Below are 19,636 nucleotides of genomic sequence, written 5' to 3' on the forward strand. Positions count from 1 at the left end.
CCTGAAGGTCACAGGTTCAAATCCTGTCCCCGCAACCAATTTTATCATAAATCAATAACCGTCCCGGTCTAACCGGGGCGGCTTTTTGTTGGACTGGCACGTAGTCACCGATTCGGCACTCGTTGTGAGGCACATTCCTGCTTGCCGCTGACAAACGAGGTATTTGCGCGCTGTTGTCATCGAGCGCTGGATCTGTCCCGGCTGTAAGTAAGCAATAACGCCAACGTACTTTCCTGCCGGTGCCAAGACACCGAAATGCCATTTACTAGCCCTCAACCAACGACTTCGATGTCGACGGCGAATGCCTCGCCTTTGTGAGTTCTGTGGCGTCGTGATCCGTCAAGAGTTCGACAAGAATCCTCGTCTGGCTGTCCCAAAGCATCGGGCAAGCGTAGCCGATCAGCGATCATCGGCGTACCGTCACACGATCAAATTGTCGCCGCTCATTTTCTAAGCCCGCTTGCGCATCGACGCCTGGTGGACCAGCGACGACCAGCTGTTGGAGGAGGCGAGGTGGCAATAGATCATCGCCAGCGCGCCGGATCTGCGGAGGTCGAGAAAAGCCTCGTCGCCAAGCTTGTTCAGCGCAACCTCGTCGATGATTTGGAAATCGGTGAGATTCAGGGTCTCGCCGCCTTCCAGCGTCACCTTGCTCTGCCGCGCCGCGAACAGGCCGTGCGCGTCGATCTTCTCGACCATGGCGCGGGTGGCGTTGAAATCGTTCTGGAACTGGCTGCAAAAGGCGAGCGCCTGCTTGGTCGCTTCGGTCGGCTCGGTGCCGTTGAAGAACAAAGCGAGCTTGCCGCCATCGTCTCGGAAGGGAGCGGCGAGGTGATCGACGACGCGGTCGCTGGCTCGGTCGATGCAGAGTGTCAGCCGGCCCGTTGTCGCGGACTCATCCGCCAGGATGAAGGGATAGCGCCGCACATAGGCCGGGATGTAGTGGGGTTCGGTCCAGCGGCCGTCGTGATCGACGAACAGGTTCTCGTTCTGGCGCAGGCCAGTGATGATCACCGGCGCCTTGGCCGGGCCTATGAAGACGATCGGATAGGAGCGCATGGCGCCCGGCATTTCTGAGGCCGCCACGGGGATGGAATGCGCCGCGCGGGCAAAGCCGAAATCGGCGCGCGCGATCAGCCCGAGCGAGCCATGGCGTATCGGGTTGAGCGCTTCGGGATTGCTATAAAACAGCGGCAGCGCATTGCCGGAGCCGGCTAGCACCGGCGCCTTCTCGGTCTTCGCTTCAGCCATGTTCAGCCTCCTCCAAAAAGCCATGCAATAGCGCAGCTATAAAGGGTTTAGGCCAGCACAAGGGCTGGCGCAACGGCTTCCCGGCACGCTATGAACAGCATGGCGCGGACCGCCGGTATTGGCGGCAACCGGTAGTGATTGAAGGTGGACGGGAATGGCATCGGCTACGCAATTCGAGCAGGCGGTCGGGCAGACATTCGTCGTCGAGGCAGGCGGGCAGATGGTCGCGCTGGAGCTCGCTTCAGTAAAACGCGTCGCCAACAGTCCGCGCGCCGGCGGCGGCTTCTCGGCGCTGTTCAAAGGGCCGCGCGAAATGCTTTTGCCCCAGGCGACCTATCGCTTTGTCGGCAGCGAGATCACGCATGACATCTTCATCGTGCCCATCTCCGGCGACCAGGCGGGCTATATCTACGAAGCGGTCTTCAACTGAGATCGGCCGGGCGTGGTCGACTATGTCACAATCCCCAAAGTGCTGGACAAAGCGACCTGTCGCGCGTTGTGCTCGGAAATTCGCGCAGCCACCGGCGAGGCTGCCGGCCTGCTCGGCCGTTCCGATCAGAAGCCGCAATGGTCGCAGGTGCGTCGGACCAGACGTGCCGAAGTTTCGCTTGCCGCGCAGGCGCTGATAGAGCGTCTGCTGGAGCAGCAAAAAACGGTGCTCGAACGGCATTTCGCAATCGCGCTGGGCGCGTTTTGAGAAACCGCAGTTGCTCCACTACCAAGAGGGCGATTTCTTCGTGCCGCACCAGGACGGCAACACGCCGATCATTCGCGACGAGTCGCGCTTCCGGAAGATTTCGATGGTGATCTTTCTTAACGGCCAGTCCGACGAGCCTTCGCCGGAGGACTATTCCGGCGGTTCGCTGGTCCTGCACGGACCTTACAGCGGTCCGGAGCTGCGCGTCGCGATGCTGGCATTGCCGGGGTCGGTGGTCGCGTTTCGCTCGGAAACGACGCACGAAGTGACGCCGGTTACGCGCAACGAACGCTTCACCATCGTCTCCTGGTATCGCGGTGCGTGATGGTTGCGGCGCTCACGGGGCTGGACGCAGCATCAGGTCGTAAACGCCCTTGTCTTCGGCCACGGTGAAGCCCAGCCGCAGGTAAAGCCGCATGGCCGGGTTGTGCTTCTCGACATGGATCGAGACCGCTTTGCCGATGGCTGCGGCTTCGTCGATGAGATCGCTGAGCAGGGCCGAGCCGAAGCCCTTGCCGCGAAACGCCGGCAGGAAGGCGATGTCGATGATGCGGTGCTCGCCTAGCCAGCGCTCGATATAGAGCCGTCCGATATCGCTGCCGGCACGCGTGATCACCAACCAGTCGGCATCGGGGTAGTATTTGCGGTAGTGCGCGTGCTGCGCCTGGAACTGCATGTCGAGGAACGCGGCCTTCTGCGCCTCGGCCCAGGATGTCACGGCCAGCTCTTCGAGGCGGGTCGAGGCATAGAGGTGCAACAGAAACGGCAGATCGGCATCCGTTGACCCGCGGAATGTGAGCCCAGCACCCGCCGCGCGCATCCAGCCGGCCGCCCCGCGAAAATGGTTCATCGGCAAATCAGGGGCGTGGTGGGAAGACGCCCTGAAGCGCGATGCAGAAATAGCAGGTGAGATAGGGTTGCATGTTGTTGTGCGGCTGGTCGCCGCCGACCGGTCGCACCGCCTGATCGTTGAGCGGCGTCAACGTGGCTGTCGCCGAGTAAGATTGCCCCGGATTCGTGCGCGCATAGGATCGTGTCGCACTTGGAGCCGCCAGATTGGCTGGATTGATATTCCCCATCAGCGTGTGCCCGTGCTGCGGCATCTCCGATATCAGCAACTGCACCGTCTCCGATCCGCCCTGCTCACCGAGATCGTGCAGCGACAGCCCCGGTCCCTGCCCCGGATGCATCGGCGCGCGGCCCTGCAAATCGGGCAAGCCAAAGTTGGACTTGCCATTGCCGCCATAGGTCGTGCCGAGCAATGAGAACAGCGCGGTGTTCTGCGATATTGGCAGCAGTTGACCGTCGCACCATGCCCAGCCCTTGGGCGCGAAGTTGAACGGAAAGATGCGGATTTCGGCGACGAACGGATCGGCCATGACGTCCTCTTCAAGTCGGCGACGGGAAGATACCGAACAGCGAGATGATGAAATTGATGCAAAGATACGGCTGGAAGTTGGTATGCGGCAGACCGCCGCCGGTCTGCCCGGCGGTCTGCGGGGACATCGGCGTCGTCGCCGGCGCTTCACGGTAGATCTGCGAGGCGCCAACCTGCCCGGTCACATTGCCAGTGGGCGTATTCGCCGCTGCGTTGTTCAACGAGGCGACAAACGGGTGCGTGTGTGAGGGGATCTGTTGGGTCGTCAGCGTGACTTCCTCCACGCCCCCGGTCTCGGCAAGGATGAAACTGTCGCCCTGATGCAGCGGCAGCCGGCCCCTCAGGTCGGGCAATGCGAAGGTGCTCTCGCCGTCGCCGCCATAAGTGGTGCTGATCAGGTTGAACAGGGTTTCATACTCCGAGATCGGCAAGAGCTGTCCTTCGCAGAACATCCAGCCGGCAGGATTGAAATTGCCGGCAAACATTCTCACTTCGCCAACATAGGGTTGTGCCATAATTGCGTTTCCTCAGGTCGACGACGGGAAAATGCCCTGCAGGGCGATGCAGAAGCTCAGTGTCAGGAACGGCTGCATATTGATATGCGCCTGGCTGCCGCCGACCAAGGCCAGCGTACCGGGGTCCATCGTCGTAGTGGGGTTCGCTGGCGGCGTATAGACGTTGGCGACCGTTGCCAGCAGGTTGCCGGCGGGAGCCGGCACATCGGCATTGGCCGTGGTGGCCATCTCGGCATGGCTATGGACCGGCAGTTCCGAGATCGAAAGCGTGTGCGCCTGCTCGCCGCCCCGTTCGCCCAGCACATGACTGCCGCCGACATGGATGGGGACGCGCCCGCGATAGTCGGGCAGGGCGAAATTCACCCGGCCGTCGCCGCCGAAAGTGGTGCCCAGCAACGAGAACAGCGGCTGGTTCTGGTTGATCGGGAGCAATTGCCCATTGCAAAGCGCCCAGCCTTTCGGAGGGAAGGCAAAAGACATGATTCTGATTTCGGAAAGAAATGGTTCCGCCATCGCACCCCTCCTTGCTGTAAACATACATTAGCGCAATGCGATTACATTACGCAACGGCAATAAGGCGTGTAATAAAAAATCTTTTAACTTCACTTTTACTAAAGTTACGCCCAGCGGCGAAAATGCCACCATCAAGGCACATGCAAGGCAAGACTTAGGGCGCCACTACCGGCGGAAGCGTCGGCAAGCTGTTAACGAAGGTGATGGTCCCGCTGCCACCCGTCGTATCGACCGTTTGCACGCCGGTGTTGTCATCCTGGATGACGCCGAGCGCCGTGCTCTGGCCCGAACCATTCCGCGACAGGTTGAGGTGCGTGCTGGCGTTGAAATTGCTCAACGAAACATCGACCGCATAGTTGGGTGAATGGGTCAGCGTGTTCTTGCTGCCCGCGCCGCCGGTGCCCGAACCGATGACGACATTGGTCGTGCTGGTGTCGGTGGCTGTGGCGCCATTGTCGACCAGCAGCGCGGCAAACGGGAATGAGCTCGTTGGCGACGTCACGCTGTTGCCGTAGATCGTGGCATTCAACGTGGCGCTGCCATCGTTGTTCTGGAGATGGATGCCGTTGTTGCCGACGCCGGTGATGGTGTTGTTTTGGATCAGGGTCGTCATCGTGCCAGCGCCGGCCACGCGCACGAAAATGCCATCCGAATTGGAGTTCACCTTGGCCGGGCCGATCTGGTTGCTGGCGATCGTGCCGGCCATGGTGCCGTTGTCCTGACCCTTGGCGACGAAGATGCCGACGGTATCGAAGGCATTGGCGCCACCGTCGGTCAGAACGTTGTGCGAGATATCGAAGGTGGTCGTCGCAGCGGAGGCAAGGCCGCCCGAGCCGCTGCGGATATCGACCGCCGTGCCGCCGCCGGGGATGATCGCCTGGCCGTTGTGGAACGTGTTGCTGCGCACCACGGCATCCATGGTGGAATTGTTGTTGGCAAGGAACGCGATGAAGTCGGCGCGCGTGCCGGCGAAGGTGCTGTTGGTCAGCGTGTAGTTGGCGGTCGCGCTGTTGTAGACCTGTCCGCGAACATTGTCGTTGCCTCCCGTCGCATCGATCAGGCCGAACTGGATGTTGTCCATGGTCAGCCGGGTCAGCGTGCCGCTGGTGTTGTAGAGGTCGACGTTCTGGTTGTAGCCGCCCGATATGCTGGAGTTGGTGATCGAAGAGGTGCCGAGCAGGTTGTCGAAGCGGATCGAGCCTTCTTCGCGGTCGCCGGCATTGTTGTTGCCGTTGACGCCGTTGATGGTCATGCCGGTCATCGTGAAGTTGGTGACGGTGTTGCCGTAGACGGCGAAGTTCGAGAAGTCGTTCAGCTGCATGTTGGCGAACGATACTCCGGAGGTATTCCTCAGGAAGATGCCGGTGCCGGCACTTCCGCTCACGGTCTGACCGCCGGCGTCTGTGCCGGTCAGGATATCGGCGCCGGTCTTGCTGGAAATCGTGCCGCCCGAGCCGGCCGAGCCGGTGCCGGTTACGGTCAGCCCGCCGCTAGAGCCGGTGCCGTCGAGCACGATGCCGGCGGCGGTGCCGCCGCTCGAGGAGATGCTCTGGAACTTCAGGCCGGAGGCGCCAATCGTCGTGCTGACGACATTGAGCGCGGTCGCCTGGCCCGAATTGATGGTGCTGCCGGAGGCGGTCGCGCTGACCGTGCCGCCGCCGGTCGCGTTGAAGCCGATCGAGTTGCTGCTCGAGGTGTCGATGGTCAGGGCGCCGGTGAAGCTGATGGTCGAGCCGGTGTTGGCGTTGAGGAAAACGCCGTCGCTCGAGCCGGTCGAGGAAACCGCGCCGCTGAGTGTCACCGTGCCGCCAGTGCGGTTCTGGATATCGATCGTGCGGCCGTCACTGGTCTTGGTGATCGAGCCGCCATAGGTGACGGTTGCCGTGCCGCCGGAGCCCAGGAAGGCGACGCCCGACGCGCCGGTCAGCGAACCGGTGCCCAGGTTCACCGTGCCGGTGACATTGGTAAGCGCGACGTTGTTGGTGCCGCCGCCGGAGGTGGTCGAGGTGAAATTGATGCCGGCCGCGATGCCGTTGAGGTTGACCGCTTGGGCGGCAGTCGTGCTGATCGAGCCGGTGGCGACATTGACCGTGCCGCCATTGGTCGCCGTAAAGGCCGTGTTGGCGCTGCCCGTCGTGAGGGCGAGGTTGGCGAAACTGACGGTCGAGGCCAGGCCGCCATTGTTGATCGACACACCTGTGCCCGCCGCGTTGAAATTGACCGCGCCGCTGAAGTTGACCGTATTTACGCCGGTCGCGCCGGAGATGACGATGCCGCTGCCGCCAATGGTCGACGTAACCGTGCCGGCAAAGCCGAAGCTGCCGCCGGTGCGGTTGGTTATGCTCACGGCGGTGCCGGCGACGTTGGCGATCGAGCTCGCGCTGTCGAAGGTGAAGCCAGCATTGCCACCGACGACGGACAGGCCGCTTCCAGCCGTTGTGTCGACATTGGTGCCTGTGACCGTTCCAGACGCAGCGCCGAATTTGATGGCTGTCCCGGCCGACGCCGAGATGAGGGAGAGATTGGTCAGCGTCGTCGTGCCCGTGGCGCCGGTGCCGAAGTCGATGTTGGCGGCCGTGACGTTCCTGATCGTCATGTTGCTGATCGTGGCGTTCGCCGTGCCGGAGCCGCTGATGCCGATCGCGGCATTGGCGCCTGTGCCGTCGTTGCCATTTATCGTAAAGCCGTCGATGATGTTGCCGTTGCCGGCCAGGGTGACGATGCTGCTGCCATCCGCGCTCGTCAGCGTCGCCGCGCCGTTTGGCGTCTGGTCTACAATCGAGATGTTGTTGCTGGCCAGCTGGATCGTCGACGGCACCGTCAGCGCCAGATCGATGTTGCCGTTGCCGAAGCCGCGCACTTGTTCGCTGGTTGCGAGCGCCAGCGTGTCGTTGCCGTTGCTGCCCGCCGCCGTTATAACGCCGCCGTCATTGACCAGCACGATGATGTCGGTTGAAACCGCCGCCGCTTCCGCCGTGGTCAGCGTCGCGAGATTGTTCTGGTCCTTGCCGCTGCCGTCGCCCGTGGCGCTGGCGCCGACGAAGTAGATCCTGCCGACGCCGAAGCCGAGGCCGGGGCTGGCCGCGAAGTTGACATCCTGGAAGTCGTAGGTGCCGGAGACCGGCGCGCTGGAGGCGTCGATGCCGACATTGGCGCTGATGGTCGAGGCTTGGTCAATCGCCTGCTCGCCGTCGCCATAGATGAAGTTGAGGTTGCTCGCCGAACTGAGGAAGACGCCAGTGTTGACACCGGCGATGCTCGAACTCGCGCCGTTCGGGTCGGTGTCGCCGAGACGCACGGTCTGGCCGCCGGTGGCGCCGCGCAGATCGACGCCGATCGAGGTCCCGGCCGCGGCCGCATTGGTGACGTCGAAATCGTTGGCGGTAACGGCGGCATTGATCGTTGCGCCGTTGAGATCGAAGGCCACGGCGGCGCTGTTGTTCAAGCCGATATCGAGGTCGTTGAAGGACAGCGCCGCGCCCAACGTGGCGGATACATCGACACCACGCGACGTGATGCCCTGCAGGTTGACCGTGCCGAGCGCGATCGTGCCGCCGCCCGACGAGGCTATGTTGGCAAGCGAAACGCCGCTCGCGGCGCCGTTGGCCGAGACGGTCGAAAAATTCAGCGATGTGGCGCCCACCGTCACGCCGCTGAGGTTCAGCGCGGTTCCCGAGGTCGTGGCGATGGTGTTGGCGCTACCGCCGGTGCCGACATTGACCGTCCCGCCGCCCGTGGCCGTGAAGCCGGCGCCGCTTGTGGCGGTGATCGCCAGCCCGCCATTGGTGAAGTTGACCGTGCCGTTGGTGTTGCCGGTCAGGCTGACCGCGTCGTTGGTGCCGGAGCTGATCTGCTTGCTGGCGCCGGAGAAGGTGATGGTGGCCGCCGTGCCGTTGTTGATGTTGGCAACGACGATGTGGCCGCCATTGGTGGCGGAACCGTCCGTCAGATTGCCCGACAGCGTCACCGAACCGCCGGTCAGTTCCTGGACCGAGACCGCCGCGCCGTTGCCGTTGGAGGCGATATTGCCGGCATAAGAGATCGTCGCATTCCCGCCGCTCTGGTCGGTGGCCGAGCCGACATTGAAGGCGGCGCCCGAGCCGGTGTTGGTCAGCGTGCCGTTGCCGAGATCGAGCGAGCCCGCCACCTGCTGCAGGTTGATGCCGTTGGCCGCGCCCGAGAAACTGGCGTTGACCGAGGTGAAGCCGCCGCCGAGGGTGGCCGAAGTGATGTCGACGGCGGTTCCGTTCGAGGTACTGACGCTGCGCGTGCCGGCGCCCGTCACATTGACCGTGGTGGCGGCCGGCGGGGCGCTGCTTGCGACGCGGAAGCCGCTGCCCGTGGATGTGGTGATGCCCAGCGTGCCGTCGAAGGTGATGGTGGTGGCGCTGGCGGCGTTCTCGATGTTCACGCCACGGCCGGCCGAGGCCGAATTGTCGATCGTGGTATTGCCGAAGATGTAAGTGCCGCTCGAATTGAGAACCTCGATGCCGGCGCCGCCTGAACCGGCGACGTTGACGGCGTCGAGATCGACATTGCCGCCGCTGGCGCCGCTGATCAGCACGCCCTGGGCGGCCGCATTGGTCGAGGTGACGCTGTTGAAATGGACGCCGCCAGCGCCGATCGCGCCCTGCAGCGACAGCGCCGTCTGGCCGGTCGCGTTGATCGTCGTCGAGCCCGCATTGGCGACCGTGAGCAGGTTCAGGCCCGAGAAATCGAGGCCGGTATCGGCCGAGGTGGTGATGTCGAGGCCGCCATTGAAATTGACGGCGCCGGCGGCGGTGCCGCCCGAGATCGACACGCCGTTGCCGCCGGTGATCGTCACCTGGTCGGTGAAGGTCACCGCGCCGCCGGTGCGGTTGGCGATGTTGATGCCGCCGCCGATCAGCGTGCCGGGCGTCGCGCTGTTCGTCAGGATGCCGCGCGACACCTGGATGGTGCCGGAGCCGCCGTTCACCTCGAGCAGCGTGCCTAAAACGTCGATGTCGTTGTTGATGACCGAGAGATTGCCGGTCAATCCCGCGACCTTGATGGCCGTCTGGCCCGCCGCCACATTGCTGATGGTGACGCCTTCGATGGTGATGCCGCTGGCATTGCTGAAGCCCGGCGCGCTCTGGTCGATCAGCAAAGCGGAGCCGCTGGCACCGCTGAAATCGAAGGCGGTGTGGCGGACGGCGTTGTCGCCGAGCAGGTGCATGAAGTCGCCGGTGCCGGTGACCACGGCCTCGTCGCCGGTGATGTTGCCGCCGGTGGCTCCGAGGTTGCCGTGGACGTTCACCGGCTGGATGGTGCCGATCGAGACGACGTTGCCATTGCCGAAGCCGGTGATCGTCTGGCCCGAATCGAGCGTGAAGGCGCTGGCGCCGACATCGATCGGACCGACGAAGGCGAAGTTCTGGGCGCCGGTCACCGCATCGGCGGCGGCAAGCGAAATAGTGCTGACGCCCATGCTGAGGTTGCCGGTCGTGCCGGCATTGATGAAGCCGCCCGACTGCGACACCAGCGTGACCGCGCCCGGCGCCGAGGCCAGGTTGGCGCTGCCGGTGAACGACACGTCGTCGAAATCGTAGTCGCCGAGCGTCGGGTCGAGGCCGACCGTGTTGACGGTGTAGCCGTTGGTCGCCGCGGCGATCGAGGATTCCAGCCCATCGGTCGAATCGCCGTCGCCGAAGGTGAAAGTAGCGTTGGCCGAGGTGGCGGTGGTCTGACCGGACGAAAGGTCGACGCCGATGCCGACATTGGCGATCGAGGACCCTTGGGAGAAGGTGATGACCTTGTTGCCGGTCGTCGAGGACAGATCGATGCCGCGCGAGGTGAGGTCGCCGAGGCCTGTGATGGTGGCGGCGAGGCTGAAATTGGCAGCGGTGGACGAGCCGCTGAAGTCGATGCCGGTCTGGTTGGCGCCGATGTTGCTGACCGTCGTGGCGCCGAAGGTGACGTTGGCATTGGTGCCGGTGAAATCGATGCCGGCCGTGTTGGGGGCCGAGCCCATCGTCACGCTGGTGGCGCCCGAGAACGTCACCTGGCCGGCATTGTTGGCGATCTCGATGCTGTTGCCGCCCGCGCCGGAGATTGTGACGCTGGCGAAGCCGACAGCAGCGCCGCTTGCCACGTTCGAGACCGAAAGGCCGTCGCCGGTTGCATTGGTGATCGACAACAGTGCCGAGTCGTTGAAGGTCGCGTTGCCGGCAAGCCCACCGATCACCGCGCCGCCGCCACCGGTGGCGGTCAGCGTCTTGCCGGCGGCGAAGGTGATCGCCCCGCCCGTCGGCGCCGTCGTCGTGCCGATGGCGAAGATATTGCCGGTGCCGGTCGAGGTGACGTTACCCGTGAACGCGACAGAGCCGCCGGTGGTGCCGTCGACCTTGATCGCCGTGCCCGGCGCGCTTGCCGAGCTGGAAATGTTGGCCGAAACGGTGATCGCCGCGCTGCCGCCGGACACCACGACGCCGTTGCCGGTGCCGGAATTGGTGATGGTGCCGCCGATCGAGATGGTGCCGGTGTTGTTGGTCAGGTTGACGTCGTCGCCGGAAACGCCGGTGGTGAAGAGGTTGCCGACGTTGACGGTGGCAGCGCTGCCCTGAACGACGAAACCCGGGCCATTGCCGACGACGGTTGCGATCGTGGTCGTGCCGTTGAAGGTATAGGTGCCGCTGGCGACATTGGTGAGGCGGATGGCGTCGCCATTGACGCGGCTGATGTCGACGCCGCCAAAGGTGACGTTGCCACCGCTGGTGTTCTCGATGACGATACCGGTCGGCACAGTACCGCCGGAGCCGTCGACGGTGACGCTGTCGAAGGTCACCCCGCCGGCGCCGATGGTGAGGCCGCTGGCGCCGCCGAGCTGGATACCCTTTTCGGTGACGCCGCCGCCCGTGGCGATGGTGTTGGTGCCGGTGACGTTGAGCGTGCCGCCATTGATGGCGCTGAAGGCGAAGCCGCCGTCGGTGGTGAGGTCGAGCCCGCCGTTGAAATTGATCGTGCCGCCGGCATTGCCGGTGAGATCGATGGCGTTGGCCGCGCCGGTGCTGGCTGTGATCTTGCCGCCGAAGGTGGCACCGCCGCCGGTCATGGCGTTGATCTTGACCGCGCTTGCCGCGCTCGTCTGGTTGATCGTGCCGTTATAGGTAACGGTGGAAGTTGCCGTGTCGATGTTGAAGGCCACACCGGACGTGCCGGCGATCGAGCTCGCATTGTCGAAGGTGAGCGCGCCGGTGGAACCGCCGGTGACGCTGACGCCGGTTCCGGCGCCGGTGATGTCAAAATTGTTGAAGGTGCCGGTGCCGCTGAAATTGCTAGCCAGGAGGCCGGTGCCGCTGACGCCGCCCATCGTGGTGTTGGTGACGTTGATAGCGCCCGATGCGCCGGTCAGATCGATGCCGGTGACGGCGCTGGTGATCGTCACGCCGGTGATGGTCGCCGCGCTGATGCCCGCGCCGTTGATCGCCGCGCCGGAGCCGGCATTGCTGACACCCAAATTCTGGACGAGGTTGCCGTTGTCGAGATCGATGGCGCTGCCGGCCGAATTGACGAGCGTCGCTGCGCCGTTGCCGAACGGATCAGCCTGCGTGGCTCCGGTGACGACATTGGTGCCGGCGACATTGGCCGGCGGCGCGCCGAGATTGACCGTCGCGCCATTGGCGAAGGAAACCAGCGACTGACCGGCGGCAAGGGTGAAGCCGTCGGCGTCGGTGTTGATGTTTCCAGCGCCGTTGTTGACGAGGACGAAAATCGTGTTTGCGTCGGTGGTCAGGTCGTCGGCGGCGGCCGCGTTGATGAGATCGCCGACGTCCGCGCCGCTGCCGGTCCCGGTGTCGGCCGCGCCGACGAAGACGATGTTGGCGCTGTCGAACAGCTGCGGCCCGACGAGCGCCGTGCCGTTGAAGGCATAGGTGCCGCTGCCGGCCATCAGGCCGCGCATGTCGAGCGAGGCGACCGTGCCGGTGATCGAGGCGCCACCGGCGGCGCCGAAGGAGAAGGTGGTGTTGGCGCTGGTGCCGGCAGCACCATGCGTGCCCATCTGCACGCCGGTGCCGGCGGTAATGACGCCACTGCCAATGGTGACGGAGCCGCCGGTGGTGCCAGATAGGTCGATGCCGGTCGAGGTGCCGGCGCCCGCAATGTCGAGCGTCGTGGCTGTAAAGGTCGAACTGCTGCCGGACAAATCAAGACCGGTCTTGCCGGTCGGCAGGTTGGTGATGTCGATGTTGCCGAAGGCGATCGCGCCGTTGGTGCCGAAAATATCGATCGCATTCTGGCCCGGCTGGTCGATCGCCACGTCGCCGAAAGTGATGGCACCGGAATTGGTATCGAGAATGATGCCCGAGCCAGTAGGGGCGGTGACGGTGACCTTTCCGCCGAAGCCCACCGTTGCCGAACTGTTCTGGATGACAATCCCGTTCGGCACGCCAGAGATCGTCGTCGTGCCGGTGATATCGAAGCTGCCGGTAACGTTCGAGAGAGCTATCCCGGTGCCGCCGGCAGTATGGGTGAGGCTGGTCAGCGTGACGTCCAGTCCGATCTGCGAGGCACTGAACCCTTGGCCGGAATTGCCGGAAATCATCCCGCCGGTCGTCGTCAGTTTGCCGGTGCCGGTGGAGCTTGCATCGACGCCGCTGCCGGCATTGTTCTGCGAATTGAGCGTCTGGAAATTATAGGTTCCATCGCCGGTGATCGACAAACCATCGGCGCCGTTGCTGTTTAGCGTCGTGGTGCCGTTGAAATTGTAGGTGCCGGCCCCCTGCAGGGACAGGCCCGCACCAGTATTGCCGGTCGAGGTCAGGTCGGTGGCAGTGGCGCTACCGGTGCCGTCGAACAGCACACCGGCAAGGCCGGCGCCGCTGACCGACATGCCGGTCAGCGTAACGCCGGTGACGCCGCTGCCATGGATGCCATTGGCGCTGCCACCCGAAATGTTGAAATCGAGCAGCGAGCTGTTGTTGGATAGTGTTACAACGTCGCCGGCGCCGGTGTTGGTAAGCGTCGCGGCGCCGTTGACATCCGAGACAACCTGGTCGTGCTGGACATTGTCGCCGGTAACGTTGATCGGGACGCCGCCGAGCGAGAAGCTGCGGCCATTGCCGAAGGAAGCGAGCGTCTGGCCGGCGCTCAGCGTGAAGCCGCCGCCGGCATCGATCGGCGTGTTGCTGGCGTCGTTGACCAGCACGAAGATGGCGGTGCCGTCGGTGTTGGCATCGGCCGTCGCGATCGAGGCCAGATCGAGAAGCGAGGAGCCGTCGCCTGTTCCTGTCGCGGCAGCGCCGACAAAGATCACATTCTGCGTGTCGAAAAGCTGCGGCCCGCTGAAGGTGGTCGAACCGAAGGCATAGGTGCCGAGCGTCTGATTGAGGCCGCGCGCGTCGAGCGAGGCGGTGATGCCGGCGATCGAACCGCCGCCGAAGGTGAAATTGGCATTAGCCGAATCGGCCGGCGTACCGGCAATGCCGAGGCGAACGCCGGTGTCGACATTGGCGATGGTACCGCCATTGGTGATGGTGATGACCGCACCGCCGGCGCTGGGCGAGGTGAGGTCGATGCCGGCGGAGCCGGCCGCGCCGGTACCGGTAAGATTGAGCGACTGCGCGGTGAAATTGGTCTGGCTTCCGGAGAAGTCCAGGCCGGTGCCGGCTCCGAGCCCGGAAATGACGATGTTGCCGGCGACCACAGCGGCGTTGACGCCGCTGAACGACATGCCGTCGGCGCCGGGATTGGTGATGGCGATGTCACCGAAGCGGATCGATGCCGGCGAGTTGGTGATCGCGACGGCCGGGCCGGTGGTGTTCGAAATATTCGTCGCGCCATTGACGGCGAAGCTGCCCGACACCTGGTCGAGGATGACGCCCGACACGCCGCCGCTCTGGGTGATGGAATCAAGCACGACATGGGCGGTGATCGGATCGATGAAGACGGCGGTGCCGCCATTGCCGGAGATCGTGCCGCCGGTGGTGGTGAAGCTGCCGCCGCTCGACGTGCCCTGCACCGTTATGCCGCGGTCGGTGTTGTTCTGGGCATTGACGGTGGCGAAGGTGTAGGTGCCCTGTCCGGTTATATCGAGGCCGTCATCGGAATTGCCGTTGAGCGTCGTCGTGCCGGTGAGGTTGTAGGTGCCGTTATCCTCGATGTGCAGGCCGTCGAGGCCGTTGCCGGTCGCGGTGAAATTGGACGCGCTGACGCTGGTGGAATTACCGGTGAAGTCGGCGCCGTTGCCGCCGGCGCCGCTGACGGTGACATCGGTCAGCTTCGTGCCTGCGGCATTGTTGCCGAAGATGCCGTCGCCGCCGCCGGTGATGGTGATGTTGCTCAGCGTGTTGTTGCTGGCCAGAGTGATCACGGGGCTGGCGGCGTTGGTGCCTTGGATGGTGCCGTTGCTGCCGCCGAAATTGTATGTGCCGACGCTGCCGTCGGCGAGCTTCGCCTGGACGCTGCCGCCGCCGCCAATGACGGTCTGGCCGGCGGTGAGATTGACACCGCCGGTGGTGATGTTGCCGCTGCCGCCGAGCGCGACGATGAAGCCGTTGCCGCCGGCCTTGGTGACGGCATCATCCAGCGTGGTCGGATCGCCGATGGTGCCGAGGCCGAGCGAATTGCCGCCGTCGGCGAAGAAGAAATTGCCGAAGGCCGCATTGGTGGCAGCGTTGATGGCCACCCGCGTCGTCGTGCCGTTGACCCTGTCCTGGTTCTCCAGCCTGACGCCGATGTCGCCGCGCACGCGCTCATTGAGACGCTTGCGCAGGCCCGGGCTGACCGTGGAGACGAGATCGGGATCGTCATCGACGGAACTGCCCTTGCCCGACACGTTGAACGGCACCGTCAGCCGGACGCTGCCGGCGAACTGGGTGTCGTCGCGGTTATCGTTGCGCACCTCGCCGGTGAAGGTCAGCGACGTGCCTTTGCCGACGACGTCGCCGAAGGTGTACTCGATCCCCGCCTTGGCCCCGGTGATCGAATGGTCGTCGCCGTTGGGATCGGCGAAATGGTAGGCGCCGACGTCGAAGCGCAGCGACTGGTTTTCCGGCAGGTCGATCGGCGCCTGGACGCCGACCTCGCCCTCGATGCCCCAGGCCGCATAGGTGCGATGGTCGATCGTCGAAATCTGTTCGAGCAGCTGGTTGCCGACGAGCGACAGCGTCGAATCGATACCGGTCGAGCCGCGGTCCTTGCTGATCGGCAGGTAGACATTGACATGCGCGTCATATTTCGAGGTGATCGCCTCGAGGCCGAGCGTGGTGGCGACGAACTGGTGGCTGTCGTCGTTCTGGATGTTGAGATAGGCGTAGCCGCCGACCATCAGATCCGGATTGACGATGCGGCGCACGCCGAGGCCGACATCCTGGCCGAAGCCGTTGTCGAAATCATATTTCGAGCGGACGTCGAGGAAGAGGACCGATTCGAGGTTCTGCTTGATCGGCAGGAAGCCTTCGAGCGCCGAATAGCCACTGTTGCTGTTGGCGCCGATGATGGCACGGACCTGCGGCTGCCATAGCCCGGCATCCTCGGCATGCGCGGCCAGGCCCGACAATGCGAGAGCGACAGTGGTCAGCGCGGAGGTGCGCAGCAAAATGCCTGAGCGGCGGGATGCAGCCAATGCTCCGCCGCGTCGCCGCATTTGGCGCTCAGCGGTCTTCCCCCGACGTTCAATCAGCCCTGTGCGCGAGCGCATCTACCCGTCCCGGCTGCCGCCATGCTCTTCCACTGGGATAGCGGATAGCTAATGTATTGCATAGTATTGCACGGCAATTCACGGTTGCGATACGGTATTAACACAGAAATTAGAGTCCTGTTGCAGTAGGGCAACATTGACTTTGCGTCCAACGACTCGGACTCGATTAAGCCGGCTATAAACCGAGAGATGTGACAATTGGAGTATATTAGTGAGATTTAATGTACTTGGAAGGCAAAGATACCTGCCCGTCGGCCTCGGCGCGCTTTTGCTGGCGACCGGCCTTGCCATGGCCGAAGATACCAAGCCGGCAGAGACGAAACCCGCGGACGCCAATCCCTGGGTGGTCAATTGCTCGTCGGGATCAACGGGCACCGAACTGCAATGCCAAGTTTCGCAGAATCTCACCGAAGCGAAGACCGGCCAGCGGGTTCTGACTGTGACGGTGCGCCGCCAGCAGGGTACCCCAGGCTTTGCCATGCTTTTGGCCCTGCCGCATGGCCTGTTCCTGCCATCGGGAACTTCCTACCAGATCGACAGCGGCAAGAAGGTCACGATCGCTATCCAGACCAGTGACCAGAACGGCGCCTATGCCGCGACGCCGCTGGCGCCGGATCTGCTCAAGGCGATGCGATCCGGAGCGACGTTGAACGTCGGCATGGAATCGGTAACGCGCAAACCGGTGACCATTCCGGTTTCGCTCAAGGGGTTCGGCGCGGCGGTCGACAAGCTCGAAGCGACCAAGTAAGGCGGCGCAAAATTGCCCGGTTGCGAGCTCGAAGCCGGCCGGGGGGCGGCTGCTGGTTCGAGGCTGGCCGCGCCCGTGTGCATCTGGTGTGGAGGCCGCCTTTTGCCCTGCCAAGAAGGTGCACCCGGCGTTTGTGGTTGACGAGCTCCAAAGCTTCGCGCGCGTCTCAACACGGCGGGGTTTGCGTGCAAAGACGACGAGCCGATTGATGGTTTTTACCGGACGTACGTGTCCGATCCGTTTGGCAATCGGATTGAGTTAATGGGAGTCGCGGGACAACGGTGCGGAGCCAGGCGCGGATACTTATGATAGCAGAGGACCGCTACCTCGTGAACTCACTATGGGGGGCGCGCTCTGGGCAGGTTGCCATACAGCGCTGTCACGGAATTCGTTTGCTGAAAGGATCTTCCTTAAGGATCGCCGGCGCGCTTGAATCCAGTCCCCGCAACCAATTTTATCATAAATCAATAACCGTCCCGGTCTAACCCGGGGCGGTTTTTGCGTTTGGAAGGCACGCAATCGCCGCCGTGCACCAGGCAGTGCATCACCGCTTCGAGAAGTCGCGCGACACGGGAGCGCGAACAAGTTAGCGAGCCTAGACCACGATGTAACGCGCTTTTGGAGGTAGGCCTGTTGGGTAGGCAGGGCAACAAGAGCCGATGTCCGAACAGGCAGCTATGCGTCTGAATCTCGGCCATTGAGATCAATTTGTTTCAACCCGAAAAATGGCCGTCATCGAACGCGTCAGCGACGGAAAGAAATGCCGCTCAGAGGTTCGGCGCCTTCTTACCGCGCCGCGCCAGGATGTTCGCGACCAAGAGCAGCAGGATGGACAGCCCCATCATCAAGGTTGCGGCGGCGGTGATGGCGGGCGAGAGCTTCTCGCGCAGGCCGATGAACATTTCGAGCGGCATGGTGCGCTGGCTGGCGCTGGCCAGGAACTGCACGATGACCACTTCGTCGAAGGAGGTGACGAAGGCGAAGGCCGCGCCCGAAAGCACGCCGGGCAGAATCAGCGGCAGCATGACGCGGAAGAACGACGTCAGGGGTTTGGCGCCGGAGATCGCCGCGGCTCGCATCAGGTTGCGGTCGAAGCCGGTCAGGCTAGCGCCTACCGTCACCACCACGAAGGGGCTGGCCAAGGCGGTATGCGCCAGGATGATGCCGGCATAAGTACTGGCGAGCCCAACGCGGGCGTAGAATAGATAGGAACCGACGGCTGTGATCACCACCGGCACGATCAGCGGCGAAAGAAGCAGCGGCATGATAATGCGCCGACCCGGAAACTTCTCGTCGGAAAGCGCGATCGCCGTTAGTGTCCCGAGCGTCGTCGCGATCACCGTCGTCCCGAGGGCGATGATCAGGCTATTGCCGATCGCCGACTGCCAGCGCTGGGTGCCGAGCACGACCTCGTACCAGCGCGTCGAGATGCCCTCCAGCGGGAAGATGAAGAAGGCGCCGCTGTTGAAGGAGAGCGGCACCGGGATGAGAATCGGCACCAACAGGAACAGGATGACCAGCCCGCACCAAATCCACAGCAGCGTGATGCGGATGCGTTCGCCTGTTGTGGGATAGGGAGAGAGCAGCATGGGCTACACCAGCTTCAGGCGGTCGAGGCCGAGGACGCGGGCAAAAATGCCGAACAGCGCCAAGGTGAAGACGAGCAGGATGAAGGACAGCGCCGCCGCCATCTCCCAGTTCAGTTCGACATTGACGTAATTGGCGATGAAATTGCTGATGAGTTGGTCGCCTGCCCCGCCTATCAGCGCCGGCGTGATGTAATAGCCGAGGCACAGGATGAAGGTGAGCATGCAACCGGCCATCACGCCCGGAAACACCTGCGGGATGTAGATACGGCGAAACGCGGTGAAAGGCCTGGCGCCTAGCGAATAGGCGGCCTTCATCTGTGAAGGCGGGATGGTGCGCATGACGCTGTAGATCGGCAGCAGCGTGAACGGCAACTGGATATGCGTCATGGCGATGACCAGCCCGATGCGGCTGTACATCAGGTCGAGCCGGTCGCCGGTGACGCCGATAAGAAGCAGGAAATCATTGACCAGGCCGAACTTTTGCAAAAGCACGGTCCAGGCCGCGGTGCGCACCAGGATCGAGGTCCAGAACGGCAGCAGCACCGCAACGATCAGGATGGCGGCCAGCCCTTTCGGCACGTTGGCGATGAGATAGGCGAGCGGAAAGCCGAGGATCAACGTTGCTAGCGTCACCGACGCCGCAACGAAGAAAGTGCGCAGGAACACCTGTATGAAGATCGCCTGCTCGGGTGGCACCCGCTCGATGCCGCCATCGGCGTTCCAGCGCAGATCGAGCGCGCTGAGCAGGTAGAACGATGTAAGGCTGCTTGTGCCGCTCTGGATCACCGGCCAGGTCGATGGTACAGACCAGAACGGCACCGATTTCATGGTGTCGAGCGCGGCCTGACCGTCGGCGCTCTCCAGCTTGCGCACCGTCTTCAGCACCTGGCTGCGCGCGCCGGGCAGCCGCGCGTTCAGGCTCTTGGCCAGTTCATAGGCTGTGCCCTTCACCTGGTTTTCCTTGAGGTCCGCCGCCAGCGCGGCGAAGGCGCCGTCGCCGGGAAGGCCCTGGCCGTTCCAGCCGGCCAGGGCCGCGGTCGTCTTGGGCAGTGCATCCGCGATGGTCGGGTCATAGACCGCGCGCGACAAAAGCAGCACGATCGGGATACCGAAACTTAGGGCCAAAAGGACGAGCAGTGGCGCCGCCAGGAGCAGCGAGCGCATCCGATCGCCGAGTTCGGCGCGGCGGAGCGCCGCCGACACGGATTTCAGATCCGCGTCGGCGGCTGACCGGTCGCGGGCCAGCGTCGGCCGGTCGATTTCGCTGGGCTGGAGCGCCGACATCC

12 protein-coding genes are annotated in these 19,636 nt (G+C 63.7%); 4 read left to right on the forward strand and 8 right to left on the reverse strand.

What is annotated here, in order from left to right; genetic code table 11:
• Window positions 1-450: 450 nt before the first annotated feature.
• Complete coding sequence (locus FJW07_RS29760; protein ID WP_140859713.1) at window positions 451-1,251, reverse strand: SapC family protein; 801 nt, start codon at window positions 1,249-1,251, stop codon at window positions 451-453.
• Window positions 1,252-1,405: 154 nt separating this feature from the next.
• Between FJW07_RS29760 and FJW07_RS29765 the strand changes: the two genes are divergently transcribed.
• From FJW07_RS29765 to FJW07_RS32190, 3 genes are read left to right on the forward strand one after another with little or no spacing between them, the layout of a single operon-like run.
• A complete protein-coding gene (locus tag FJW07_RS29765) occupies window positions 1,406-1,681 on the forward strand; it encodes a hypothetical protein (RefSeq protein ID WP_140644689.1) in 276 nt (91 codons plus the stop codon).
• Between the two features lie 12 nt (window positions 1,682-1,693).
• A complete protein-coding gene (locus FJW07_RS32185) occupies window positions 1,694-1,948 on the forward strand; it encodes a hypothetical protein (protein WP_246680901.1) in 255 nt (84 codons plus the stop codon).
• Window positions 1,949-1,958: 10 nt separating this feature from the next.
• Window positions 1,959-2,273 (forward strand): 2OG-Fe(II) oxygenase, encoded by a 315-nt coding sequence (locus FJW07_RS32190; protein WP_246680902.1) that lies wholly within the window; start codon window positions 1,959-1,961, stop codon window positions 2,271-2,273.
• Window positions 2,274-2,285: 12 nt separating this feature from the next.
• Here FJW07_RS32190 and FJW07_RS29775 read toward each other — a convergent pair whose 3' ends face one another.
• The 5 genes from FJW07_RS29775 to FJW07_RS29795 all read right to left on the reverse strand — a co-directional run bounded on the left by FJW07_RS29775 (window position 2,286) and on the right by FJW07_RS29795 (window position 15,938).
• Window positions 2,286-2,798, reverse strand: a complete 513-nt coding sequence (locus FJW07_RS29775) for a GNAT family N-acetyltransferase (RefSeq protein ID WP_140859714.1) — start codon at window positions 2,796-2,798, stop codon at window positions 2,286-2,288.
• 7 nt (window positions 2,799-2,805) lie between these two features.
• On the reverse strand, window positions 2,806-3,327 hold the full coding sequence (locus FJW07_RS29780; protein WP_140644686.1) for a tail fiber protein: 522 nt from the start codon (window positions 3,325-3,327) through the stop codon (window positions 2,806-2,808).
• A 10-nt stretch (window positions 3,328-3,337) separates the two neighbouring features.
• Window positions 3,338-3,811 carry a tail fiber protein gene (locus tag FJW07_RS29785; protein ID WP_246680903.1) on the reverse strand — a complete coding sequence of 158 codons (474 nt, stop codon included), beginning with the start codon at window positions 3,809-3,811 and terminating at the stop codon, window positions 3,338-3,340.
• A 42-nt stretch (window positions 3,812-3,853) separates the two neighbouring features.
• Window positions 3,854-4,354 carry a tail fiber protein gene (locus FJW07_RS29790; protein ID WP_140859716.1) on the reverse strand — a complete coding sequence of 167 codons (501 nt, stop codon included), beginning with the start codon at window positions 4,352-4,354 and terminating at the stop codon, window positions 3,854-3,856.
• A gap of 154 nt (window positions 4,355-4,508) precedes the next feature.
• The gene (locus tag FJW07_RS29795; protein ID WP_246680904.1) at window positions 4,509-15,938 is read right to left on the reverse strand and encodes a hypothetical protein; all 11,430 of its coding nucleotides are present in this window, start codon (window positions 15,936-15,938) and stop codon (window positions 4,509-4,511) included.
• Window positions 15,939-16,224: 286 nt separating this feature from the next.
• Here FJW07_RS29795 and FJW07_RS29800 point away from each other — a divergent pair, with 286 nt between their 5' ends.
• The gene (locus tag FJW07_RS29800; RefSeq protein ID WP_246672379.1) at window positions 16,225-16,761 is read left to right on the forward strand and encodes an invasion associated locus B family protein; all 537 of its coding nucleotides are present in this window, start codon (window positions 16,225-16,227) and stop codon (window positions 16,759-16,761) included.
• Window positions 16,762-17,528: 767 nt separating this feature from the next.
• On the opposite strand, the gene FJW07_RS29805 is transcribed toward FJW07_RS29800, so the two are convergent.
• Window positions 17,529-18,350 (reverse strand): ABC transporter permease, encoded by an 822-nt coding sequence (locus FJW07_RS29805; protein ID WP_140859718.1) that lies wholly within the window; start codon window positions 18,348-18,350, stop codon window positions 17,529-17,531.
• Window positions 18,351-18,353: 3 nt separating this feature from the next.
• Window positions 18,354-19,634 carry an ABC transporter permease gene (locus FJW07_RS29810; protein WP_140859719.1) on the reverse strand — a complete coding sequence of 427 codons (1,281 nt, stop codon included), beginning with the start codon at window positions 19,632-19,634 and terminating at the stop codon, window positions 18,354-18,356.
• Window positions 19,635-19,636 lie beyond the last annotated feature (2 nt).

Source organism: Mesorhizobium sp. B3-1-9, assembly GCF_006439595.1.
In the GTDB taxonomy this organism is placed as follows: domain Bacteria; phylum Pseudomonadota; class Alphaproteobacteria; order Rhizobiales; family Rhizobiaceae; genus Mesorhizobium.